Raw genomic sequence first — 23,210 nt, forward strand, 5'->3', positions numbered from 1 at the left:
TCCTGAAACGTTGATTTGACAAGCTTTACAGGAAGCGATACGATAGTACACAAAGAGAAAGAGAACATTCGTTTGATGGGGGTTGCAATTTGACGAAGAAAGAAGAAATTTACACATATGATGATGATTCGATCCAAGTGTTGGAAGGTCTTGATGCAGTACGGAAGCGCCCGGGGATGTATATCGGTTCCACTGACTCCAGGGGACTTCATCATCTAGTCTATGAAATCGTCGATAACGCAGTTGATGAAGCGCTAGCCGGACACGGTTCGGAAATTGATGTTACGATCCACAAAGATGGCAGCATTGGTGTACGTGACTATGGACGCGGGATGCCGACGGGGATGCATAAGACAGGAAAGCCGACGACGGAAGTAATTTTGACCGTCCTTCACGCTGGCGGAAAGTTTGGGCAAGGTGGTTATAAGACGAGTGGCGGTCTACATGGCGTAGGCGCATCTGTTGTCAATGCCCTTTCCGAGTGGCTGGAAGTGACGATTTTTCGTGATGGAAAAAAATTCAGGCAACGGTTCGAAAATGGCGGAAAGCCGGTCACTACATTAGAGGAAATCGGCTCAACGCGTGAGAAGGGAACATTAATTCATTTCAAACCCGATCCCGCGATTTTTTCCACGATTAAATATCAATATGAATTATTGTCGGAACGTCTAAGAGAATCCGCGTTCCTTCTGAAAGGCTTGAAAATCGAGCTGAAAGAAGAAGGAACTGAAAAGCATGATGTTTTTCATTATGAAACCGGTATTGAAGCATTCATCTCCTATTTGAACGAAGAGAAGGATGTCCTGCATGATGTCGCATACCTTGAAGGGATGTCCGAAGATATTGAAGTGGAATTCGCATTTCAATTCAGCGATGGCTATTCCGAAACAATCCTTTCTTTCGTCAATAATGTACGGACGAAGGACGGCGGTACACATGAAACAGGTGCGAAAACCGCAATGACCCGCGTTTTTAATGAGTATGCGAGGAAAACCGGCATTTTGAAGGAAAAAGATAAGAACCTTGATGGCTCGGATATTCGGGAAGGGATTTCCGCAATCATATCGGTCAGGATTCCTGAAGAGATCCTCCAATTCGAAGGTCAAACAAAAGGGAAGTTGGGGACGAGTGAAGCCAGGTCGGCAACCGATGCAATCATCTCCCAGCAGCTCCTGTACTTTTTGGAGGAGAATGCGGAGCTCAGCGGTAACTTGATCCGAAAAGCAATCCGGGCCCAGCAGGCAAGGGAGGCAGCACGGAAGGCCAGGGAAGATGCTCGCTCCGGTAAAAAACGCCGTCGTTCGGATACCCTGCTAACAGGAAAGCTGACACCGGCGCAGTCGAGGAATGCTGCGAAAAATGAGCTGTACCTAGTCGAAGGGGATTCCGCCGGCGGTTCAGCCAAGCAAGGCCGGGACAGGACGTTTCAGGCAATCTTGCCTCTGCGCGGTAAAGTGATCAATACCGAAAAGGCCAAATTGGAAGATATAATGAAGAACGAAGAGATCAATACGATCATTCATGCAATCGGCGGAGGAGTCGGCGCTGATTTTCAAATCGATGATATCGCTTACGACAAAGTAATCATCATGACTGACGCAGATACCGATGGAGCGCATATCCAAGTGCTTCTCCTGACGTTCTTCTATCGCTATATGAAGCCTTTGATCGAGGCAGGGAAAGTGTTCATCGCACTACCGCCACTTTACAAAGTCTCGAAAGGCGCCGGTAAGAAAGAGCAAGTTGAGTACGCATGGACGGAAGCAAATCTCGACGACGCGATCAAAAAAATCGGTCGAGGCTATATGTTGCAGCGCTACAAAGGACTCGGTGAGATGAATGCTGATCAATTATGGGACACGACGATGAACCCGGAAACACGTACACTGATCCGTGTAACCATCGAGGATGGGGCGCAGTCGGAAAGACGTGTCACCACACTTATGGGGGACAAAGTCGAGCCAAGAAGAAAATGGATCGAATCGAACGTCGATTTCGGCACCGAAGACCATAATATTTTAGAAAATGAATTTTTGCATGTTGAGGGGGACTTTGAATGACTTCAACGGAGCGATTCCAAGACTTGCCTTTGGAAGAAGTGATCGGCGACCGTTTTGGACGTTATAGTAAATACATCATTCAGGACAGGGCACTTCCGGACGCAAGGGACGGATTGAAACCTGTTCAAAGAAGGATCCTTTACGCCATGTTCCATGAAGGCAACACTCATGACAAAGCATTCAGGAAATCCGCAAAGACAGTCGGAAACGTCATCGGGAACTATCATCCCCATGGTGATACATCCGTGTATGATGCGATGGTGCGGATGAGCCAAGAATGGAAACTTCGCCATCTAATGATTGAAATGCATGGAAACAACGGATCGGTTGACGGGGACCCGGCAGCTGCAATGCGATACACGGAAGCGCGGCTTTCTGCAATCGCATCAGAAATGCTCCGTGATATCGGAAAAGACACAGTAGAATTCATACCGAACTTTGATGATACCGAACCCGAACCGACCGTATTGCCTTCCCGGTTCCCGAATTTACTCGTCAACGGGTCAACAGGTATTTCTGCGGGATACGCGACAGATATCCCTCCGCACGCTTTACATGAAGTGATCGATGCTGTCCTGATGAAAATGGACGAGCCGGACGTGTCAGTCGAACAATTGATGACAGTCTTGAAAGGGCCTGATTTTCCAACAGGCGCAATCATTCAAGGGACGGAAGGAATCAAGACGGCCTACGAAACGGGGAGAGGCCGCTTTATCATCCGCGCTAAATCGGAAATTGAACCCTTGAAAGCCGGTAAATCGCAGATTGTCATCACCGAAATTCCATACGATGTAAACAAGGCGAATTTGGTGAAGAAGATGGATGAACTCCGGTTGGATAGAAAGCTCGACGGAATTGCGGATGTGCGTGATGAATCTGACCGTACAGGACTTCGGATTGTCGTAGAATTAAAGAAAGATATGGATGGCAATGCAATTTTACAATATTTATTGAAAAATACGGATCTTCAAGTGACGTATAATTTCAATATGGTTGCCATTTCAAATAGGAGACCGACGCTCATGTCGCTTCCGATGTTATTGGACGCTTACATCGATCATCAAAAGGATGTCGTTACGAGAAGATCGAAGTATGACATCCAGAAAGCGAAAGATCGTCTTCATATCGTAGAAGGTCTTATGAAAGCTTTATCAATCCTCGACGAAGTGATTAAGGCGATCAGAGCATCGAAAGACAAACGCGACGCAAAAAATAATATCATTGAGAAATTCGGTTTTACGGAAGTACAAGCAGAAGCAATCGTCTCCCTTCAATTATACAGATTGACGAATACGGACATTACCGAGCTTAAAAAAGAGGATGCTGATCTGCGGAAGCTGATTGAGCAGCTAGACGCTATTCTTAAGAGCGACAAAAAGCTTTCTGCGGTCATCAAGAAGGAATTAGTGGAGATCCGCAAACAGTTTTCTGAGCAAAGAAGATCAATTATCGAAGAGAAGATTGAAAACATCAAAGTCGATCTGGATATCCTTGTACCGAGCGAAGAGGTCGTTGTATCGGTTACAAAAGACGGCTATGTGAAACGCACGAGCATCCGTTCGTATAGTGCTTCAAACGGCACCGGACAAGAGATGAAGGAATCGGATTACAGCCTAATGGAGACAGTGATGAATACACAGCATCATCTACTGCTATTCACATCGCTTGGCAACTACTTGTATCAACCTGTGCATGAATTGCCTGATATCCGTTGGCGTGATTTAGGTCAACATATATCAAGCATCGTTTCATTGGAACCGAACGAAGAGATCATATCAGCAATTGGTATCGAAAACTTCGATGAGCAAACATCTGTTCTGACCGCTGCGGATAACGGAAACGTCAAGATCTCCAAGCTCTCAGATTTTCAAGTGCAGCGTTATTCCCGGACTTTCAAGGCGATGAACTTGAAAAAGGGAGATCGGATGGTTGATGTGCAACTCGTATCTGGAGATGAAGATGTTATCCTATTCAGTGAACAGGCATATGCACTTCGATTCCCGCTCGCGGAATTGTCGGTTACTGGCGTACGAACAGCCGGAGTACGTGGGATCAATCTAAGGACAGAAGATAAACTTGTATCCATACAAGTTGTCCGCGATGAAGCGGAATCAGTATTGATTGCCACGCAGAGAGGATCCGTCAAGAGAATGGCGTTGAAGGAACTGGAGATTGCCGCTAGGGCCCAACGTGGTGTAGTTGTATTGAAAGAGTTGAAAGCGAACCCGCATCGGATTGTTGGCACGCAACTAGTCAAACCGAGCGAAATTGTTATCCTTGCAACTAGCAAAGATAATAAAATTGCCGTCGAGTCGGGAACATTGAGGCTCGTCGATCGCTATTCGAATGGGAGCTCACTAGTGGATGAAAACAAAAATGGAAAAATAACTGCAGTTTATAAAGAGCAAAAAGCTGAAACGAAAGCATGATGAAAAGCGTTCGCTGGCAAGGATGGCTTCCTGCCGGTGGACGTTTTTTTGCATTGCAGTGAAGGCTAAAATCTTCGTGACAATAGGAAGATTTTGGCGTATAATAATTCGGAAGTCGAAGTAAATAATAAATTATGGGGATTGGTGAGCGTGAATGTGGAAAAACCGTAACGTTTGGATCATTTTATCTGGTGAAATGATTGCCGGGCTCGGTTTATGGACAGGGATTATTGGAAATCTTGAATTCTTACAAGAAAAAATTCCATCGGATTTTGTAAAAGCAATAATTTTATCAATCGGATTATTGGCAGGTATCCTAGCAGGTCCGACAGCCGGGCGAATCATCGATCAGTCGAGAAAGAAGACCGTTTTGATGGTAGCAGGGCTAGGAAGGCTGATTAGCGTCATATTCATGTTGCTGGCCATTGCAACAGGATCTGTCTGGTGGATGGTTGCATTTATCATTTCCATTCAATTATCAGCAACTTTCTATTTTCCTGCGTTGCAGTCGGCGATCCCTCTTGTCGTAAAAGATGGGGATTTGCTCACGATGAACGGAATGCATATGAACGTTGCTACGATATCGCGTGTCCTCGGTACTGCTCTCGCGGGTGTCATGCTCGTTTACTGGTCGTTGTCATCATTATATTGGGTTTCAATGATTGCATATGCAGCACTGTTGGGGTTCACAATGATGCTCAAGATCGATGAAGGGAAGGGGAGTGAGCGCTCCCAGAGAAAAGAGGGGGACGGGGATAAAGGCGGTTTCATGGAAGTGTTTCCTGTCCTAAAAGAGTTTCCCGCAGTCGGAATGACACTAATAATGACGATGATCCCATTACTGTTTATCGGCTCTTTCAATCTGATTGTCATTAATATAAGTGAAATCCAAGATTCCGCATCTACTAAAGGATTGATCTATACGTTTGAAGGGATTGCCTTCATGATTGGATCATTTGCAGTAAAGCTCATTACAAGGAAATGGAAGACAACTGTCATTCTATTCTTTTTTGCGACATTGGTGGCAGTTGCTGAGTTCATGCTTTATTTTGCACATAATATTGTTGTGACATTGGCTGCATTTGCGGTATTGGGCTTTGCATTAGGTTGTTTTTTCCCGACAGCAATGGTTATTTTTCAGAGACAGATGCCGAAAGCGTACCATGGACGTTTTTTCTCATTCCGCAATATGTTGGAGCGGGTCATGTTTCAAGTAGTATTGTTGAGCGCTGGAGCATTTTTGGATATTGTCGGACTACAGATGATGGTAATTATTTTCGGGATCATCAGTCTAAGTTTGACGTTGTTGTTTTTTATTCAAATGAAACGAAGGAATATCGTATTAGAAGAGAAATTAACAGAACCTGCAGCGGAAATCATTTTATGATCCGTTGCAGGTTTTTCATCTCAAAAATCGGTTTTGTCTCACTGTTTCAAGTATACTTTAATGTGATATTTAGTGTCCGCTAATATATATTATGACGGGGGCGTTCTTTGAGAATTAAATTGTTTACTTCTCTATTCTATATCTATAGTTCCTGCTCTTACTTTCTTCTATATTTATGAATTGCACGCTATGTTCAATTAGATCATTGATGAATATATTGTGATCCTTTGCCTTCTTCTTTATTTCTTCTAATAACTCTTTGTCGTATGTTGTTTTATATTGTACTCGATCTTTCGGTCTTAAGTCTTTATTGAACGCAATTACATCTAGCTTTAATACATGCAGCAAGCCACTTTCTAATAAATAGTTCGTATGGGTATCATTTTCCTCTGCTAGTTTGTTTAAATCATTTAGTATCTCTTTGCTAATGTTTGTTCTAAATTTTACTCGATCTGTATCCGAAGTTTGTTGCAACTTACCATTTACTAATTTCCACATATTATTCACTCCAATTGTAAAATTGTTTGTTCCGATTTAACTGCATGTTGCATCATTCTTATCCTTTTATTATCGTTAAACAATTCACCAGCTCCATCGTAAATAATATCGGCAAGTTTAGGCAGAGCTCGTTTTCCTTTTACCCATATACGATAGATGGTTTTCCCGGATTTCGTAAGTTCACTTGTTGTTTCCGACCGTAAATTCCAATTTTGAAATACTGCAAAAAGCCCATTTGCAAACAATTCGCTTGCTGTAGTGACATTCATTACATATCCACGATCCTGTACCCAGCCATCCCCATCAATAACACCTCTGACAAAAGCAGGTAAAAATGCTTCTGGTACATTCGGAAAAGCCACTGAATATGATTTGTTCGGTGTAATACCTAGCCGCTCGAGATCCTGTTTAATGATTTTCGAGTTAATAATTAACATTGGCGTTGTTCTAATACCGGTCCCTTTTGCAATTGTCGGATTCGCATCCATGAGACTGGCTACTTTTCTCAATAAATCTTCATCTTTTTGAGCTAGATAAACAGAATGGACTTTTTTATTTACATGGCCATCCGTAATGAAAAATCCCAATACCCAAGCCATCTCATGAGACCATGTTTTGAAAAAGTCTTCATTTACTTTATGGATTCTCCGACGGCCAATCGGATTCAATGCAACCCCGTTTTATCAATACATTACGGATTGCACGATCCGACAATCCAATTTTGTTGCAATGTTTGTCATAGGATAAGCCGCTCTTATACAATTCAATGATCTTTTCGTCTGTCATTCCCGGATTTCGAGGCATTTCAACCAATCCCCCTTTTAATCCATTATACAAACAAATGTTCTTGTTTTCAACTAATTAACTGAATATATATGCAAATCGGCCACTCTGTTTGCAAGTGGCCATCTCATTCCTATTTCATATAGCGTACTCTATCGCTCGTTTGCAGTTTTGCCAATGTCGATGCACCGACTCCGAACATGGCCATTCGCAGCTCGAGTTCTTTTGTTTCCATCACTCTCAAGACATCTTCCGGAGATTGTGTTGCTTCTTTCAAGATAGATCTTCCGAAACCGACGATATCCGCGCCTAAAGCGATTGTTTTCGCTGCGTCCAGTCCAGTCGATATGCCGCCACTTGCAACAATTGATTGCGTATCAATCTTTTCACGGACAGACACAACACAATCGACCGTCGGAATGCCCCATACGCTGAACGTTTCAGCAGCGGCTTGCTTTATAGGATCGGTTGAACGATATTTTTCCACTTGGCTCCAAGATGTTCCACCTGCTCCCGCAACATCAATAAAGGCCACCCCGATATCACAAAGCTTTTTGGCTGTCTCCCCGTCGATTCCCCAGCCGACTTCTTTCACACCTATAGGAACTTCCAATGCATTCGTCAATTCTTCGATTTTCACTAGCAAGTCCTTGAAATTCAGATCTCCGTTCGGTTGAATGACTTCCTGAAGACTGTTCAGATGCAATACCAAAGCATCTGCTTCCGTCATTTCGATGATTTGTCGGCATTCATCGATGCCAAATCCGTAATTCAATTGAACCGCGCCTAAATTGGCGATGATCGGGACAGTCGGCGCGTATTGTCTCACTTGGAAGGATGCCCGATGCTCTTCACTTTCAATTAATGCACGCATCGATCCCAAAGCCAATATCCACCCTTTTTCTTCTGCAGCAAGCGCCAAGTTGCGGTTGATTGTTTCGGCGAATGCAGCGCCACCCGTCATGGAGCTGATCATAAAAGGCGTTGGGCGCAATTGGTCCACAAACTTACTTTTGATGGAGATTCCTGTAAAGTCAATTTCAGGTAAAGCGTTATGAATGAAGTGAACCCTTTCCAATCCTGTCGTAATATGGTTCCCTGTCACTTTTTCATTTAGCGTGATGTCGATATGCTCCGCTTTCCGTTGATGAATCGAACCAGTCATTATCCAACATCCCTCTTCCTTAAACATTAAAATACATAACTCACTCGATTATAAACCATTTTTCGGTTATAATTCACGCCATTCTTAAGGTTCATTTTTCAATAAAGGATTTTGACCCATCTTTTCAAACAAACCCATTAAAACCTATGCTCTTTTTCATGGAATCTCAATTTATCTTATCATTGAATTACGTAGATGACGAATAATCCCGTGCCCATTAAACAATTAGTAACTTGGCAACTATTTCTAAAGTATGTTAAATTGGAATCGGTCAAGTCAAAACGACACTTCGGGGCAAGGTGAAATTCCTTACCGGCGGTGATCAAGCGCTATGCTTGTCAGTCCGTGACCCGTTCTTCCCTACGGAAGACGGTGGAGCTGGTGAAACTCCGGCACCGACAGTTAAAGTCTGGATGGGAGAAGTTGCTCGTGTTTGAAGGCCATGCCCAACTCTATCCGCCCTTTCCATAATGAAAGGGGGAATTCGATGGACCACACCGATAACACGGAGTCATCTCTGTTGGAAAAATTGAAGCAGGTGTGTGTACAGAGACAATTATTGCAAACGGCTGACGCCATTTCTTCAACGCGTCCATTAATCCGAATCCTTCCTACACTTGTAAAGGGATTAGGCTTCTTCAGGATGCCGGAATTGAAGCAATCATGATTTTTTGTAAAAAAGAGGCGGATTTCAGCAACCGGGCATTTTCATATCTAAAGTTCCAAAAAACCTACGTCAACTATCTTCCAGAAAACCCTTTCCTCACCACCCGTTTGCCCCATGGTGGAAAGAACCCAATACCAATTATTTTTAATAGGCGTCTTAGGACACCTGGAGTTTCAAGCACGTTTCCGAACGGAGGTGTAAGCTGATTGTTTACAGGAATTGTTGAAGAGATTGGAACCGTTCATGCAATAAAGAAAGGTTCTTCTTCAATGCAATTGTTAATTAAGTGCAGCCATGTACTTTCCGATGTAAGAAAAGGTGACAGTATTTCCGTTAATGGAGTATGTCTGACCGTATCGGAGTTCACAACAACGCAATTTGCAGCGGACGTTATGCCTGAGACGTTCATGGCAACGACACTATTCACATTAAAATCCGGCAGCCGTGTAAATCTGGAACGTGCCATGGCCGCGAATGGCCGTTTTGGCGGCCATTTTGTGACAGGTCATGTCGATGGCATCGGTAAAATTACTGCGGTCAGACCGGTCGAAAATGCGATCTATATGGATATTCAGTTGGCTTCTGAGTTTCAGTCGCATCTTGTCCCGAAAGGTTCCATAACGGTTGACGGCACATCATTAACTATTTTCGGCATTTCAGATCAAGGGTTTACGCTATCCCTTATCCCCGTAACTCAAGCTGATTCAATCATTGGTGATAAACGTGCTGGGGATTTAGTGAACGTAGAATGTGACATCCTTGCAAAGTATTTAGAGCGGATTGTATCCAGGAAAGAAACTAGACCGTCCGGCGGATTGACGATGGATGCACTCGCCAAGAGCGGATTTTTAGATTGAGAGGTGAAGACGATGTTTGCAACGGTTGAAAAAGCGATCGAAGAATTAAAAAAAGGGAAAGCGATCATTGTCGTGGATGATGAAAGTCGTGAAAATGAAGGTGACTTTGTTGCACTCGCTGACTATGCGACTCCGGATATGATCAATTTCATGGCTAAAGAAGGCCGCGGCTTAATTTGCACGCCGATCGAACAACAGTTGGCGGATCGACTAGAATTGGCGCCAATGACCAATACGAATACCGATGTACATGGGACAGCATTCACGGTCAGTATTGACCATTCCTCTTGCCATACAGGAATTTCAGCATTTGAACGCTCGGAAACGATCTTAAAAATGCTGGATAGAGACTCAAAGTCTTCTGACTTCAGAAGGCCAGGCCATATTTTCCCGTTAGTCGCGAAATCGGGCGGCGTTTTGGAGCGCCCGGGACATACGGAAGCTGCAGTTGACCTGGCCCGTCTTGCAGGGACGACTCCAGCAGGTGTCATTTGTGAAATCATGAATCTAGATGGGACAATGGCCAGAGGACAAGACCTCGTGGAAATTGCAAAGCAGCACGAACTCATCATTTTAACAATCGAACAATTGATAGCATACCGAAAGCGAAATGAAACGCTTGTCGAAAAGGTCGTATCGATTCATTTACCTACTTCGCACGGTGATTTCACAGCGACAACATACGTAGAAAAATTGACTGGACGGGAACATATCGCTTTAGTGAAAGGGGATCTCAATGAACACGAGTCCCCTCTCGTTAGAATCCATTCAGAATGCCTGACAGGTGATGTATTTGGGTCATGCCGATGTGACTGCGGACCGCAGTTGCAGACAGCCCTTGCCCAAATCGAGGAAGCCGGGACAGGGGTCCTTGTCTATATGCGCCAGGAAGGCCGCGGAATCGGTCTTGTCAATAAAATGAAAGCCTATAAACTTCAGGAACAAGGATATGACACAGTCGAGGCTAATGCCCGATTAGGTTTCGGGGATGATTTGCGGGAGTATTTCATTAGCGCACAAATCCTTGCTGATCTAGGATGCACCCGAGTTCAATTGTTGACGAACAATCCTCGTAAAATCAAAGGCCTTTCAGAACATGGCATTACAATAGAGAATCGGATCCCTATCGAACTGCCTGCCAAAGACACCAACCGATCCTATATGGAAACGAAAAAGAAGAAGCTAGGGCATTTATTGCATAACTGAGGAGGAAAAACAAATGAGCATGACATATGAAGGACATTTAATTGGTACAGGACTTAAAATCGGCATCGTCGTATCCCGGTTCAATGAATTCATTTCAGGGAAGCTTCTATCTGGAGCTGAGGATGCATTGCGCCGCCACGGAGTTGACACCGATGATATTGAAATCGCATGGGTCCCCGGCGCTTTCGAAATTCCGCTTGTTGCAAAACGGATGGCGGCTTCAAAGAAATATGATGCTGTCATTACAGTAGGCACGGTCATCAGAGGCTCTACCCCCCACTTCGACTATGTCTGTAATGAAGTCGCAAAAGGAGTTGCCGCCATCAATATGACGGAAGGGATACCAGTCATTTTTGGCGTATTGACGACCGACTCAATCGAACAAGCGATTGAACGCGCGGGGACGAAAGCCGGAAATAAAGGCTGGGACGTAGGCGTCTCCGCGATTGAGATGGCAAATCTCATGAAACAGTTATAAGCAAAGAAAAAAAGCAAGTTCCTAGTTGGGATTTGCTTTTTTTATCATGATGATTAAACGCCCATTTTCCGGCTCGATTGTGTTACTTTTTTCGCCTGTTGGCTTTTCATTTTCGGCGTTTGTTGAATTGGATTGCCGGTTGTTTTTGCTGTCTGCGTCTTGTTTTTCTTTGCCTCCAGCTGTTGTTTGACTGCGTCTTTCAAGCTGATTTTCCCTTTTTCCCCTGATTGTTTGCCCGTTTCCATTTTGGTCATCTCCCTCCCCTATTGTCGGTTAGTAAATTTTAGCACTCCTGATGAATGATTGTCCATATGGAAAAATACGCAGCAGTGTTAGTTAATTTGCTGCCTTTCTCCCCTTCTTGCGTAATAATAGCCAAATGACCGTAAAGATGATGAATGCGACCGCTTCCAGCGACAAAATATACCAGGGGTAAGGCCCCAGGAAATCAAGCAAACTGCCATTCTGGGGTTTCGCCTGCAAGAACATGTAATTCCCGGCAAAGATCCTGTTTACAACCAGTATAAACGGTACAATCGCATTGATGATCAACATAGTTTTCATTACACCCTTAAACGTAGGTTCATACCCTTTGACCCATACAAAATATAGTCCCGTTACGATAATTCCCGCATGTGTATAGAAAAAATGGAAAAAGCGGAAATGAGGAAAACCCATATCAAGAACAGGTGTTGCCATTGCTTGGAGAGCGCCGCCGATGCCCGCGAAAATGACAAAATCGATCAAGTGCCGATTCCCCGTCACCAACAAAACAATCGAGACGAGTAAAGAGAGGCTGCATAGTTCAAGAGGCAGCGAGTCATCCAACCCCCATCGACCTGTGGAAAGGAGCCATAAATGATAGGTGATCTCCATTGCCAATAAAGACAATGCGAAATAACGCTCAGCAATTTTCAATCTTGAAACACTCTCTTGCAATCTCTTTCGATGCCAAAACAGTAGAGTAACAATGAAAGCAACTGTTACAAGAACCGATAAATGCGCATAGGAAAACAGTATAAACTGATCTTCTGGGATGCTGCCAAAAGCCATCTCCCATCCTCCATTCCCATAGCATGTTTATCCCAAATTATAGCATTGGTATAGCAATCTCGAAAGAATCGTTTGTTTAATCTTATTGTAATGCACACATACTATGACAAATCAGATCGAAAGGGGATAATAGGATGGTCCAACAAAATGCCGAGCAACAATTTCAGATGGAGAAAAAGCAGATCCTTCAGAAGCTGCAAAAAGCGTCCCAGACAATCCAACAGATGAGTACACTATTCGATTCACAATCCATGCAGCAAGCGCAACAGCAGCTTCAACAAGCCTCCCAGCTTCTGAACCAACTGCAAGGGCAAGCGGCGACCCAATCGCCTTCCACTGTTCAGCAACAGTTGGAACAGGTCCGTAAACAGATCGATCAGGCCGCCCAAACCTTGCAGTTTATTGAGACGTTGAATACTGGCAATAAAAGTTTTAAAAAATAGAAACGAACCCTTGGCATACTCTATCCAAGGGTTCGTATTTCATTGCTCCGCAGTATCAATTCCGTTAGAATCCAACAAGTTATTTGCATTCAAAGCGGATTTAATTGCATCTTTTATTTCCTGATACCCGGTGCATCTGCAAAGGTTCGACTGCAGCCATTCCTCAATCCGTTCATCTTCCGCATCGGGATGCTCCGTCACCAAGGCATGGCCATTGACAATGAATCCCGGTGTACAGTAACCGCATTGAATCGCCCAGTTGTCGACAAATGCCTGCCTTACCGGCGAATGTCTCAAGCCCTCTATCGTCGTTATGCCACTGTTCAATGCCTCCATCGTCAATAAGAGGCATGAATGCATCGGCTTGCCGTCCACTAACACGGTGCATGCTCCGCAATCTCCATTTCCACAAGCTTGCTTTGCACCGGTCAAACCTAGCTGATTGCGTAATGTACATAGCAATGTATCAGCAGACCGGATCATGATATCCTGTGATGAACCATTGACAAGCAAAGAAACTACGGTATATTTTCCGGTGTTCGATACGATCATCGGCTTCCCTCCCAAACTGCGTTCATTTCAGTTAATAGCTTATTCAGGACAAACTTACGAAAGTCTTTTGAGGCAATGAAATCATCCGTGACATTCGTTGGCAGTTTGGCTATCGCCTTATCAATCCTCTGTTGATCCTCAATTGTCTCATCGTTCAAAATCCCTTCAACGACTGCGGAACGGAATGGGTGCTCATGTATACCACTGAAGGCGATCCTTATACGACCTTCTTTACGTAAAGCAGCTAAGCTGACGATCGGATAACCGACTTTCGATGAGCGGGTCCGCTTCATTGAAACAAAAGGCAGGTCAAGATTTGAGGCCGCCACTTTTACTTGAGTTAAAAACTGGCCTTCCGCTAATTCTGCGGCAGCTAGATTATCAACAGGCATCGCTTCCGTTCCCGCAGGTCCATAAACGACAGCTATTGCATCCGTGATCAGGAATGGCAGGATCCCTTCCCGATATCCAAGTTTGCTCATGAGATTGCCGCCAATTGTAATTTTATTTCTCGATGTATGGTCTGCAATCGTGCGCACAGTTTTGCTCAATAATGGAAAGTGATTGGACTCTACTAATCGATTCAGTGTCACTGCAGCTCCGATGACCAGGTCATCCCCTTGCATTTCAAGCATCGTGCATTCCGGAATTCCTTTCAGGTCGATAACGGAGTCGAAAGTCATTTTCCCTCCGCGTGCAAACGTGATCACTTCAGTGCCGCCTGATAGATAAATGACTTTCTTTCCTAACTTCCATTCACTCGAATAGATTTTCAATGCTTCTTCCAAAGTCTCCGGTTTGAAATAATCAAAATTAAACGGGATCATAGGCTGCTCTCCTCGTACGCCATATAAGTTCGGGTGTCAGTGGCAGTTGAGTCAGTTCGACATTTGTCGCGAGTGACAGGCCGTTAGCCAAAGCTGCAGCAGCACCAATCACTCCGTACTCGCCGATCCCCCTGGCGCCAAATGGTCCATCCTCCGCCGGAGTCTCTACGAATTCAACGATATACTCGTCAGGCTGTTCTCCAAACCGCATTAACTGATACGTCCGTAAGTCTGGATTTTGGATCACGCCCTGCTCATTAAATTCGAACGATTCCCCGCGAGCGATGCTGAGGCCTAGGAAAATGCCCCCTCTCATTTGTTGTGCGGCTGTCATTGGATTGATGATTGTGCCGCCATCCAGCACCGTTACCGCCTTCACGATCTTATAATGATAATTGCTTTCATCCCATTCGATTTCAACCGCTTGCGCGCCGACCGACCACCATGGACCTGGGTCCCCGAAGCCTGTCTCCTTATCCATCGGGGTCAAATGCCGTTGCACATGAACGCCAATTCCGATAACTTGTCCCCCTACCGTATGGCCGTTCGGATACTTGTACCCGAGTGCAACGGTTTCGATGTTGATCCCGATATCGGGTTTCGCCTTTATATAAACCCTGCCATTACCGACGTCCAAGTCTTCTTCAGAACATTGCAAAGCGACAGCACCGATTCTCTTCAATTGCCTGATGGCGTCATCAGCAGCCGCCAATACGGCATTTCCCGCTAAAAATGTCGTGCTGCTTGCGACCGTCCGCCATTGGTGCGGCGTGTATTGTGTATTCACTTCCATTGTGACGTGAATATCAGAAACATTCATTTTCAATCGTTCAGCGGCAATTTGCGCCAAAATGGTTTTCGTCCCTTGCCCGAGCTCGACAGCTGCGGAAGTCAATGTTACTGTTCCGTCCGCTTCAAACTTTAAAATAGCCCCCGCCTGCGCATTCGTGGATGTCGTCGACGTTTTCCAGAACAATGCAACCCCTTTGGCACGGACCAAGCCATTTTCCGATACAATCGGCTGCTTCCCATCCCAACCAATCAATTCCTTTGCCCTTGTCATGCACTTCGCTGCGTCTCCGATATTGTTTGGTGTCAGTATGGACTGAGTTGGTGTCGTCTGGCCCGGCTTAATGACGTTGAGCAATCGAAATTCAATTGGATCCATCTGCAGTTTATCCGCAAACTGATCAATTGTCCGCTCTATGGCGAATGTCAGTTCGGGGTGGCCGTATCCTCTGAACGATGTGGCGTATGGATGATTCGTATACATACAGTACGAGTCGCACCATACATTCGGAATGTGATAAGGGCCAGTGCAATCGAGTGCGGCTGCCCGCGTAATCCCTGCAGCCTGGTCTGAATATGCACCGGCTTCAATTAAGAACGTATACTGTCCTGCAATGAGCTTCCCTTCTTCGTTTACACCAAGTTTGACAGTCGCGTTGAAACCAATATGGCATGGGGCCGTCATCATATCTTCTTCCCGTTCAAATTGCAGCTTGACTAATTTTCCGCCAACCGCATTAGATGCCAAGTATGCAAGAGGTTCGAGCTGGACTGCACCCTTTCCTCCGAAAGCTCCACCTAACATTGGGATGTGGACGATGACTTTGCCGACATCCAAATTAAAAAACTGGTTGAATATTTTTTTGATCGTAAACGGAGATTGGCTCGTGGAATGGACAATTACCCGTCCGTCCGAGTTAATTTCAACTGTTGCTGTCCGTGTCTCCATTGCCGCGTGGTCTGATAAATTGAAGGAGTATGTAGCGGAAATTGTATCTTTGCACACTGCCCACGCTTTCCCGAATTCCCCTTTTCTAATCTTGACATGGCTTGCAATATTCGTTCCGGGGACAGGATACACATTATCGATGAGTTTTGTATACTGTCCTGATTGTTCGTGGATCAATGGGGCATCCTTCTGAAATGCCTGTTCGACCGAATTGACGATTGGGAGAGGCTCGTATTCGGCAACTATTTTTCCGGCCGCCTGCTTTGCCTGGTAAGGGTGATCTGCGACGATGACAGCAATGGGTTCTCCGTAATAGCGGACTTTGTCGAAGGCGATCGGCGGTCGATCGGCGAGTATAGGTCCTATCGGAAATGGGAAGGTCTTACCCGTTACGATTGCGCGCACGCCCTGCACTTTCCAAGCCTCGCTCGTATCAATCGATTTAATGCGGGCATGTGCTTCTGTGCTTGTCGCTACTTTGGCATGCAGCATTCCTTGGAAAGACTTATCCCCTAGGTACTTGACATTTCCGGTGGATTTTTCTACAGCATCTATACGTTGTTCCGCAAACCCTACAGTCGTTCGACTTCCATAATGCAAGATCTCTTCCTCCCTTACATAATTAAACCTATTTAGTAAAACTAGTAATAGGGTAGCCAGTTCAACCGACTTTTATAAGGACCGATCGAATAAATAGACGGCGAGTTGATGAGACTATTTGTATTGGGTGAAAATTCGAGGTGATGAATGATGGGGTCAATACCACAGTTAGTTGAAAAGCTCATTGAATCTGGTCAGGCGGCGGTACTAGCGAAGGTCATACACGTAGAGGGGTCTGCCTACCGAAAGGAAGGTGCATGGATGTTCTTTCTTGAGGATGGCAGTAGAATAGGAATGCTTAGCGGTGGATGTCTTGAAAACGATCTGCAAAGCCGCACTAAAGAGATGTTCCGTACTGGAAGTGTAAAGATCTGCGAATTTGATTTGCGTGCGGAGGATGATCTCGGCTGGGGCCGTGGTGCAGGATGCAACGGTGTCGTAACTGTTATGCTCCGAGATGTCGATGCTATTTTCAATGAATCGCTTGGGTTTCTATCTGAACAACTGAAACAAGGGCGTCCCGTACAGTTTGTGCAGTCTCTGGAAAATGAGTATGGTTTCTGCTTCGCTTCTAGTTCGGAGAAGCGCGGAACATTAACGAAATTCTTCTCAATTGCAGAAATGCATCCTTTTCAGCATTCGGCTGGCCGTAAATGGATTAAAGACGAATTCTTTTATCATCAATGGATTTGGCCTGCGCCATCCTTGTATCTATTCGGCGCAGGTGCAGACGCACGCCCATTCGCTGCTTTAGCAACATCTGTCGGATACTCCGTGAATGTATGCGATTGGAGAGAGTCGAATTGCACGCAAGAGCATTTTCCGACCGCGGTTTCATTTAACATCGGTCCAATTCATGAATTACTGAACCGAATAACTTTTACGGAACTTGATTCGGTTGTCATCATGACGCATGATTTCCAGGCAGATCAGCAAATCCTGCAAACACTGCAAAATCAAAAGCTGCTATACGCCGGTTTATTAGGCTCGAAAAAAAGGACTGAACGTTTGCTAGACCATCCCATTCCCGAATGGCTTCATTCCCCTATCGGCCTATCGATCGGAGCAGACGGTCCTGAAGAAATCGCAGTGAGCATTATTGCCGAAATGATTGCAGTCAGGAAAAGGAGAACTATATGCACATCATTGGCATCTATCTAGCAGCAGGAAACAGTCGGAGGATGGGGAGGAATAAATTGGCGCTCGCTGTTGGCAAGATGACGTTAGGCAGCCTAGCACTCGACACGGCAGTTCAATCTGCACTTGACAGGATCTTCATCATTTCGAATGAAAGAGATGATTTGGCATGGCTGCCAGCACGATTGAAAATGCATGAAAAGTGCAAAATGGTCAAATGCAGGGATGCAGGTGAAGGCCAGTCGGCTTCAATTCGCTGCGGCATTGAATATGCAATCGAAGCCGGAGCGTCTGCAATTGTCATCCTATTGGCCGATCAGCCTTTCATAACAAGTCGGATGATCGATGAAATGGTGGCATGTTGGAAGCTGCATCCTACCAGTAAATATATTTCCACTACACATGATGGAACAATGAAACCGCCGATCCTCATTACCAAGGAGCTCTTTCCGAATCTATTGAAGATACGTGGCGATCAAGGCGCTAGAAAGGTTTTACGCGGAGAATTTCTCGAACATGGGAAGCAATTGCCTTGCACAGATGCGAGACTCGTATTCGATGTGGATGACGCTGATGATTATTCAAATTTACTTTCTAAAATGGAATAGAGAAAAATGCCCTGTGCTTCTAAAAAGAGTCACGGGGCATTCTAATGGCATCTATTTTTCTCTTTCATCCACGATTTGTCCATGATCGAGAAATAAAATACGATCCCCTAATTTCTCGGCTTCTTCCCTATCATGCGTTACGATAATGAATGGAATCTTCCACATTTCATGCAGGCGGATCAGCTCATTCTGGCAATCGATACGGGTTTGTTTATCCAATGCGGATAAAGGCTCATCCAATAACAGGATGGATGGCTCCGATGCCAATGCTCGCGCTAGAGCCACTCGTTGTTTTTCTCCGCCGGATATTTGGTGAGGGTATTTCATTGAAAGTTGATGGATGCCCAACACTTGCTGGAGTTGATCAATGACAAAAGATCGGTTCCCGTCCTTCCCTTTAATCCCGTACTGGATGTTCTGCTCAACCGTCATATGCGGGAACAATGCATAATCTTGAAATAACATGCCTACATTCCTTGCCTGGACTGACATGGAATCTTTTCTACCGCTGAAAAACGACTTATCCCCTAATTTGATCGATCCTTCGTCCGGCATTGCCAAACCCGCAATCGTATGTAAAATCGTCGTTTTTCCGGAACCGGATGGCCCGAACAGGACGAGGATTTCATCTCCCATACTGAAATCGACTTCGAGATCATAATGGGATAACCGTTTTTTAATATCCACTTCCAACATCGTATCACCTACTCCGGTTTTCATTTGTATAGCGCTGCATGTTTCGTCGGCTCCACCAATTGAGCCACAAAATAGTGCTGAAGCCCAATGCGACAATGATGACTACCCAGAATGCTGCTTTCTCCATCTGTCCCGATTCAACAGCGAAATAGATTGACATCGGAATCGTATCGGTCTTACCAGGGATATAGCCTGCAAGCATGAGGGTGGCGCCGAATTCTCCAAGCCCTCTTGCAAATGACAGAACGAGACCGGCAAGCAGGCCAGGCCAGGCAAGCGGGAAACTGATGGTCCTGAATACACGCCATTCAGAAGCCCCCAATGTTCGGGCGGCATTTTCAAGACGGTCGTCCAGGCTGTTGAATGCCGCTGCCGCACTTTGGTACATCAACGGGAAAGAAACGACGATGGAAGCGATGACAGCGCCAAGCCACGTGAACACGATCTGGACATCAAACCAATCGATCAGCCACTTCCCGATCCAACCATGCTTTCCGAATAAAAGAAGCAAAGCGAAGCCGACTACAGTAGGCGGCAAGACTAGGGGCAACATGAAGATGGCCTCGATCATCGACTTGCCGAAAAATTGTTTTCTTGCCAAAACGCGTGCAAAAAAGACACCGGAAATGAATACGACCGTTGTGGAAATGGCCGCCACTTTTAGTGAAAGCAATAGAGGTGAATAATCCATGCCTGTCGCCCCCTCCTCTTCTAGTTATTCAAAGTCCTATTTATGTAAAGCCCTTCTTACTTAAAGCCATATTTCTGAAGAACCGCTCTTCCTTTTTTCCCTGATAGGAGATCGAGGAAATCCTGAGCCTCGGTTGGATGAACAGAATCGCTCATAACTGATCCCGGATAGACGATGTTTGTATGCCAAGAGGGGTCGGCTTCTGCCACGACAATCACTTTGTCTGAGGTCTTCGCATCACTTGCATATACAATGCCATAATCTGCATTCCCCATTTCGACATGCGTCAACACTTGTCTTACATCCGACCCCAAGACCAGCTTGTCTCGCAGAGGGGCCCATAATTGCAGATGCTTCAGAACTTCCTTTCCATATCTTCCTGCTGGGACAGTATCCGGCTCCCCCATCGAAATATGATCGAATCTGGCAGTACCGAGCTGTTCGAATGATGAAACGGGATTATTTACGACTTTGTTCGTAATTAACACGAGTGAGTTTTCAGTGAATTCCACCATTGTCGTTTCATTGACAAGCCCATGCTCCTTCAGCCTCTCCATGTCTTCCATGCTTGCTGAGAGAAAAATATCTGCTGTTGCGCCTTGCTCAATCTGCGTCGCAAGCTTCCGGGAACTCCCGAAATTCAAAGTGACGGAAACATCATCATGCTCGTCTTCAAAGATAATTTTCAATTCATTCAATGCATCTGTCAAACTGGCGGCTGCTGAAATCGCAACCTCCTTTTTCTCCATATCCTCCTCTCCTATTTTGGCACAGCCAGACATAGTGGCAACAATGGCGATTACTAGCAGAGACTTAATGAACTTTATCAACTTACTCCTCCTTCATTTCTGTTATTACTATCTATATTCATATATAACATAATATAACTAGATGTATCTTCTTGTAATTAATTATACCTTCTTATTATTTATTATAGCTAGTTATATCTGAATATATTGCGTTTTAGCTCAATATAAGAGAAGATAGAAATAAGAAACTGACAGGAGGTTGCTTATGACTGGAAATCAAGAAGCATCGTATACGACCGAGGAAATCGCGGATCTTTTGAAAGTCTCTAAACTGACCGTCTATGATCTTATTAAAAAAGGTGATCTCCGCGTATACAGGGTGGGACGGCAGATGCGCGTCGATGCAGAAGACCTGGAAGCTTACAAAGACAGAACGAAAAGCGGCGGGAATATTATCAAACAGGAAAAACCGGCTTCCCAAACAACACCCGTACAACCGATTCGAAAAATTGATCCAACTCCGCCTCCCCAACCGTATCAGCCGGCATCACAAAGGAAACTGATTATTAGCGGACAGGACATCAGCCTGGACTTGCTTGCAAATGCAATTGAAAGAAGCGGTGCTGGCTACCGTCCTCTACGTTCATATACAGGCAGTCTAAACAGCTTGATTGCAATGTATGAAGGGGAAGCAGACATTGTCAGTACCCATCTATTCGACGGGGATACGGGAATGTATAATATCCCATATATTAAAAGGATCCTTACCGGTCATGAATTTGTAGTCATCAATTTGCTGTCGAGATCGGCAGGTCTTTTCGTACAAAAGAACAATCCGAAAAATATACGAACATGGGCGGATTTCAGCAATCCCTCCGTTAAAATGGTCAATCGGGAAATAGGGTCAGGTGCGAGAGTGCTGCTCGATGAAAAATTGCGGTTGGAAGGGATACTCCCCCGTTACGTTGAAGGTTATGAAACAGAGGAAATGAACCATATTTCCGTCGCCAGCAAAGTGGCATTCGGTTTTGCGGATGTCGGTGTCGGGATCGAAAAAGCTGCGGCCATGGTAGGCGTAGACTTCATCCCCCTCGTCCAGGAACGATACGACCTCGTCATGTACAAGACTCCTGAGAATGAATATGTACGCGACATAATCTTATCCATCCTCCGCTCCCCGGAATTCCAAAATGAAATCGGAGCGTTGGGAGGCTACGACCTTTCATTGACTGGGACAATCATGTATGAGACGGATTCCTAAAGGGCACCTTGAGAAGCGGGTGCTCTTCTAACCTCACATCTTAGTTTACATAATAATATTATGTAAGAAAAAAAGAACGCCCGACATCGGACGTTTTTTGTTTATTCTTTTACATCTTCATAATGCATAGCACGATCCGGCTCGTACTTGTTATACCTGATCTTCAACAACTTGAACATATGCGTCAGAACCACTTTCAATAATGCGTAGCCAGGTATACCTAGAACAACCCCTGCCACCCCGAATAAAGATCCCGCAGTCAGCAAAACGAAAATGATTGTAATCGGATGGATCTTCAACGATTTCCCCATTATTTGCGGGGATATGAATTTGCCGTCCACCAATTGAACTATTGTCCAGACGGCGGCAAGCTTCACTAGCATTAAAGGCGAAGTGACGATGGCTATGATGACTGCCGGCGTAATTGCAATTAGCGGACCCAAGTACGGAACAACGCTTGTGAACATTGCGAGCGCACCTAATAGCAGTGCATATTTCATGCCTATGATTTGAAAACCGATCGATACCATAATTCCGATGCTTATGGCAACAAGGATTTGACCTTGGATATAAGCACTGATCTGATGGTCTGCATCGTTGAGAATCACTTCCGCATCATCCCGCAGGCGTGGCGGCAGCATTTTTTTAATCATCTGCGGGAGCTTATCCCCGTCCTTCAATAAATAAAATAGGATAAATGGAACAGTCACAATCGCCAGTATGAAGCCGGTCAATGCTGAAATGAATGAGGTGATCCCGGAAGCGATGCCGCCGACTGCATCTGTTATGAATTCTCCAATGTTCCCCTTACCGTTGTCGAGAAAACTGTTGATGTTTATATCCATTTCTTTATAATACGTTGAAAAAATCGAGGTCCTCATAAATGTGTCTACATTGATGAGCATCTGATTGAAATACGTAGGAAACTCCTCAATCAAGTTAGCAAATTGCATCTTTAGAAAAGGAAAAACTAGAAAAACCAATAAAGTGATCAAACCGATGAGGCCGACGAATATGATGAAAATCCCCCATACTCTAGGAATTCTTATCCGTTCGAAAAAACGGAGTATAGGCCGTAGCAAATAATAGGCGATAGTAGCAAGTATTATCGGCAGTACGACAGTTGAAAAGAATACTCTTATCGGATAAAACACGAAATCCACTTTGCTGAACACTAAAATAATCAGGCCGATCAATAAGACAGAGAGGAGCACGAACATTGTAGCTCGTCCTCCTAGAAAACGGATAATCCGCGGTGTTCCATCATTCAGTTCTGTTCGCGCTGTTGACCTCATTTCTTCGTAATCCATTGACTCCCCCACTTT

Annotated in this window: 24 protein-coding genes and 1 riboswitch; of the genes, 11 read left to right on the forward strand and 13 right to left on the reverse strand. The window is 44.9% G+C overall.

The annotated features are described in order from the left end of the window. Positions 1-89 precede the first annotated feature (89 nt). The 3 genes from parE to M3193_RS03010 all read left to right on the forward strand — a co-directional run bounded on the left by parE (position 90) and on the right by M3193_RS03010 (position 5,876). A complete protein-coding gene (gene parE, locus M3193_RS03000; RefSeq protein ID WP_251624299.1) occupies positions 90-2,060 on the forward strand; it encodes a DNA topoisomerase IV subunit B in 1,971 nt (656 codons plus the stop codon). After that, positions 2,057-4,489, forward strand: coding sequence for a DNA topoisomerase IV subunit A (gene parC / locus M3193_RS03005; protein ID WP_251624300.1), 2,433 nt, complete (start codon positions 2,057-2,059; stop codon positions 4,487-4,489). Before parE ends, parC begins: the two co-directional genes overlap by 4 nt. Before the next feature lie 154 nt (positions 4,490-4,643). Further along, positions 4,644-5,876, forward strand: a complete 1,233-nt coding sequence (locus M3193_RS03010; RefSeq protein ID WP_251624301.1) for an MFS transporter — start codon at positions 4,644-4,646, stop codon at positions 5,874-5,876. Between the two features lie 123 nt (positions 5,877-5,999). Here M3193_RS03010 and M3193_RS03015 read toward each other — a convergent pair whose 3' ends face one another. The 4 genes from M3193_RS03015 to fni form a co-directional block, all read right to left on the reverse strand. Beyond that, positions 6,000-6,374, reverse strand: coding sequence for an rRNA methyltransferase (locus tag M3193_RS03015; RefSeq protein ID WP_251624302.1), 375 nt, complete (start codon positions 6,372-6,374; stop codon positions 6,000-6,002). 5 nt (positions 6,375-6,379) lie between these two features. After that, on the reverse strand, positions 6,380-7,042 hold the full coding sequence (locus M3193_RS03020; RefSeq protein ID WP_251624303.1) for an LAGLIDADG family homing endonuclease: 663 nt from the start codon (positions 7,040-7,042) through the stop codon (positions 6,380-6,382). After that, positions 7,011-7,178 (reverse strand): hypothetical protein, encoded by a 168-nt coding sequence (locus tag M3193_RS03025; protein ID WP_251624304.1) that lies wholly within the window; start codon positions 7,176-7,178, stop codon positions 7,011-7,013. The genes M3193_RS03020 and M3193_RS03025 overlap by 32 nt, the downstream gene beginning before the upstream one ends. A 112-nt stretch (positions 7,179-7,290) precedes the next feature. Further along, the gene (gene fni / locus M3193_RS03030; protein ID WP_251624305.1) at positions 7,291-8,322 is read right to left on the reverse strand and encodes a type 2 isopentenyl-diphosphate Delta-isomerase; all 1,032 of its coding nucleotides are present in this window, start codon (positions 8,320-8,322) and stop codon (positions 7,291-7,293) included. A 281-nt stretch (positions 8,323-8,603) separates the two neighbouring features. After that, positions 8,604-8,751: riboswitch (FMN riboswitch) on the forward strand. A gap of 58 nt (positions 8,752-8,809) precedes the next feature. Between fni and M3193_RS03035 the strand changes: the two genes are divergently transcribed. From M3193_RS03035 to ribH, 4 genes are all read left to right on the forward strand, one after another. Then, entirely contained in the window at positions 8,810-8,989 is a 180-nt protein-coding gene (locus M3193_RS03035; protein ID WP_251624306.1) for a hypothetical protein, read from the forward strand. Between the two features lie 206 nt (positions 8,990-9,195). Further along, positions 9,196-9,846, forward strand: a complete 651-nt coding sequence (ribE, locus tag M3193_RS03040; RefSeq protein WP_251624307.1) for a riboflavin synthase — start codon at positions 9,196-9,198, stop codon at positions 9,844-9,846. A gap of 12 nt (positions 9,847-9,858) precedes the next feature. Beyond that, complete coding sequence (locus M3193_RS03045) at positions 9,859-11,052, forward strand: bifunctional 3,4-dihydroxy-2-butanone-4-phosphate synthase/GTP cyclohydrolase II (protein ID WP_251624308.1); 1,194 nt, start codon at positions 9,859-9,861, stop codon at positions 11,050-11,052. A 13-nt stretch (positions 11,053-11,065) separates the two neighbouring features. After that, positions 11,066-11,530 carry a 6,7-dimethyl-8-ribityllumazine synthase gene (ribH, locus tag M3193_RS03050; RefSeq protein ID WP_285851791.1) on the forward strand — a complete coding sequence of 155 codons (465 nt, stop codon included), beginning with the start codon at positions 11,066-11,068 and terminating at the stop codon, positions 11,528-11,530. A gap of 53 nt (positions 11,531-11,583) precedes the next feature. On the opposite strand, the gene M3193_RS03055 is transcribed toward ribH, so the two are convergent. Together M3193_RS03055 and M3193_RS03060 are read right to left on the reverse strand one after the other, a co-directional pair. Next, on the reverse strand, positions 11,584-11,775 hold the full coding sequence (locus M3193_RS03055) for a hypothetical protein (protein WP_251624309.1): 192 nt from the start codon (positions 11,773-11,775) through the stop codon (positions 11,584-11,586). 91 nt (positions 11,776-11,866) lie between these two features. Further along, entirely contained in the window at positions 11,867-12,583 is a 717-nt protein-coding gene (locus tag M3193_RS03060; protein ID WP_251624310.1) for a YwaF family protein, read from the reverse strand. 134 nt (positions 12,584-12,717) lie between these two features. Between M3193_RS03060 and M3193_RS03065 the strand changes: the two genes are divergently transcribed. Then, on the forward strand, positions 12,718-13,026 hold the full coding sequence (locus M3193_RS03065) for a hypothetical protein (RefSeq protein ID WP_251624311.1): 309 nt from the start codon (positions 12,718-12,720) through the stop codon (positions 13,024-13,026). A 39-nt stretch (positions 13,027-13,065) separates the two neighbouring features. Here M3193_RS03065 and M3193_RS03070 read toward each other — a convergent pair whose 3' ends face one another. From M3193_RS03070 to M3193_RS03080, 3 genes are read right to left on the reverse strand one after another with little or no spacing between them, the layout of a single operon-like run. Continuing rightward, positions 13,066-13,578, reverse strand: a complete 513-nt coding sequence (locus tag M3193_RS03070; RefSeq protein ID WP_251624312.1) for a (2Fe-2S)-binding protein — start codon at positions 13,576-13,578, stop codon at positions 13,066-13,068. Beyond that, positions 13,575-14,405: an FAD binding domain-containing protein gene (locus M3193_RS03075; RefSeq protein WP_251624313.1), complete on the reverse strand. Its 831-nt coding sequence runs from the start codon at positions 14,403-14,405 to the stop codon at positions 13,575-13,577. The genes M3193_RS03070 and M3193_RS03075 overlap by 4 nt, the downstream gene beginning before the upstream one ends. Then, entirely contained in the window at positions 14,392-16,743 is a 2,352-nt protein-coding gene (locus M3193_RS03080) for a xanthine dehydrogenase family protein molybdopterin-binding subunit (protein ID WP_285851792.1), read from the reverse strand. The genes M3193_RS03075 and M3193_RS03080 overlap by 14 nt, the downstream gene beginning before the upstream one ends. A 150-nt stretch (positions 16,744-16,893) precedes the next feature. On the opposite strand from M3193_RS03080, the gene M3193_RS03085 reads away from it, so the two are divergent. Both M3193_RS03085 and M3193_RS03090 read left to right on the forward strand, forming a co-directional pair. Continuing rightward, positions 16,894-17,904 (forward strand): XdhC family protein, encoded by a 1,011-nt coding sequence (locus M3193_RS03085; RefSeq protein ID WP_251624314.1) that lies wholly within the window; start codon positions 16,894-16,896, stop codon positions 17,902-17,904. Between the two features lie 20 nt (positions 17,905-17,924). After that, on the forward strand, positions 17,925-18,488 hold the full coding sequence (locus tag M3193_RS03090; RefSeq protein ID WP_251624315.1) for a nucleotidyltransferase family protein: 564 nt from the start codon (positions 17,925-17,927) through the stop codon (positions 18,486-18,488). Positions 18,489-18,539: 51 nt separating this feature from the next. Here M3193_RS03090 and M3193_RS03095 read toward each other — a convergent pair whose 3' ends face one another. The 3 genes from M3193_RS03095 to modA are packed head-to-tail and all read right to left on the reverse strand — an operon-like array spanning position 18,540 to position 20,705. After that, on the reverse strand, positions 18,540-19,184 hold the full coding sequence (locus M3193_RS03095; RefSeq protein WP_251627201.1) for an ABC transporter ATP-binding protein: 645 nt from the start codon (positions 19,182-19,184) through the stop codon (positions 18,540-18,542). 4 nt (positions 19,185-19,188) lie between these two features. After that, on the reverse strand, positions 19,189-19,875 hold the full coding sequence (gene modB / locus M3193_RS03100; protein WP_251624316.1) for a molybdate ABC transporter permease subunit: 687 nt from the start codon (positions 19,873-19,875) through the stop codon (positions 19,189-19,191). Positions 19,876-19,931: 56 nt separating this feature from the next. Continuing rightward, entirely contained in the window at positions 19,932-20,705 is a 774-nt protein-coding gene (gene modA, locus M3193_RS03105) for a molybdate ABC transporter substrate-binding protein (RefSeq protein ID WP_251624317.1), read from the reverse strand. Between the two features lie 184 nt (positions 20,706-20,889). On the opposite strand from modA, the gene M3193_RS03110 reads away from it, so the two are divergent. Continuing rightward, complete coding sequence (locus tag M3193_RS03110) at positions 20,890-21,885, forward strand: helix-turn-helix transcriptional regulator (protein ID WP_251624318.1); 996 nt, start codon at positions 20,890-20,892, stop codon at positions 21,883-21,885. 101 nt (positions 21,886-21,986) lie between these two features. Here M3193_RS03110 and M3193_RS03115 read toward each other — a convergent pair whose 3' ends face one another. Continuing rightward, positions 21,987-23,195: an AI-2E family transporter gene (locus M3193_RS03115; RefSeq protein ID WP_251624319.1), complete on the reverse strand. Its 1,209-nt coding sequence runs from the start codon at positions 23,193-23,195 to the stop codon at positions 21,987-21,989. Between the last annotated feature and the right edge of the window lie 15 nt (positions 23,196-23,210).

Source organism: Sporosarcina luteola, assembly GCF_023715585.1.
GTDB classification, from domain to species: domain Bacteria; phylum Bacillota; class Bacilli; order Bacillales_A; family Planococcaceae; genus Sporosarcina; species Sporosarcina luteola_D.

Bases quoted from the DNA above. Each gene is read 5' to 3' on its own strand.
- M3193_RS03095 (WP_251627201.1), bottom strand. From the start codon at position 19,184: ATGTTGGAAGTGGATATTAAAAAACGGTTATCCCATTATGATCTCGAA.
- M3193_RS03035 (WP_251624306.1), top strand. From the start codon at position 8,810: ATGGACCACACCGATAACACGGAGTCATCTCTGTTGGAAAAATTGAAG.
- modB (WP_251624316.1), bottom strand. From the start codon at position 19,875: ATGGATTATTCACCTCTATTGCTTTCACTAAAAGTGGCGGCCATTTCC.
- parC (WP_251624300.1), top strand. From the start codon at position 2,057: ATGACTTCAACGGAGCGATTCCAAGACTTGCCTTTGGAAGAAGTGATC.
- M3193_RS03110 (WP_251624318.1), top strand. From the start codon at position 20,890: ATGACTGGAAATCAAGAAGCATCGTATACGACCGAGGAAATCGCGGAT.
- M3193_RS03065 (WP_251624311.1), top strand. From the start codon at position 12,718: ATGGTCCAACAAAATGCCGAGCAACAATTTCAGATGGAGAAAAAGCAG.
- M3193_RS03075 (WP_251624313.1), bottom strand. From the start codon at position 14,405: ATGATCCCGTTTAATTTTGATTATTTCAAACCGGAGACTTTGGAAGAA.
- M3193_RS03045 (WP_251624308.1), top strand. From the start codon at position 9,859: ATGTTTGCAACGGTTGAAAAAGCGATCGAAGAATTAAAAAAAGGGAAA.
- M3193_RS03085 (WP_251624314.1), top strand. From the start codon at position 16,894: ATGGGGTCAATACCACAGTTAGTTGAAAAGCTCATTGAATCTGGTCAG.
- M3193_RS03115 (WP_251624319.1), bottom strand. From the start codon at position 23,195: ATGGATTACGAAGAAATGAGGTCAACAGCGCGAACAGAACTGAATGAT.
- M3193_RS03055 (WP_251624309.1), bottom strand. From the start codon at position 11,775: ATGGAAACGGGCAAACAATCAGGGGAAAAAGGGAAAATCAGCTTGAAA.
- M3193_RS03015 (WP_251624302.1), bottom strand. From the start codon at position 6,374: ATGTGGAAATTAGTAAATGGTAAGTTGCAACAAACTTCGGATACAGAT.
- M3193_RS03090 (WP_251624315.1), top strand. From the start codon at position 17,925: ATGGGGAGGAATAAATTGGCGCTCGCTGTTGGCAAGATGACGTTAGGC.
- fni (WP_251624305.1), bottom strand. From the start codon at position 8,322: ATGACTGGTTCGATTCATCAACGGAAAGCGGAGCATATCGACATCACG.
- M3193_RS03060 (WP_251624310.1), bottom strand. From the start codon at position 12,583: ATGGCTTTTGGCAGCATCCCAGAAGATCAGTTTATACTGTTTTCCTAT.
- M3193_RS03025 (WP_251624304.1), bottom strand. From the start codon at position 7,178: ATGCCTCGAAATCCGGGAATGACAGACGAAAAGATCATTGAATTGTAT.
- M3193_RS03010 (WP_251624301.1), top strand. From the start codon at position 4,644: ATGTGGAAAAACCGTAACGTTTGGATCATTTTATCTGGTGAAATGATT.
- M3193_RS03070 (WP_251624312.1), bottom strand. From the start codon at position 13,578: ATGATCGTATCGAACACCGGAAAATATACCGTAGTTTCTTTGCTTGTC.
- ribH (WP_285851791.1), top strand. From the start codon at position 11,066: ATGAGCATGACATATGAAGGACATTTAATTGGTACAGGACTTAAAATC.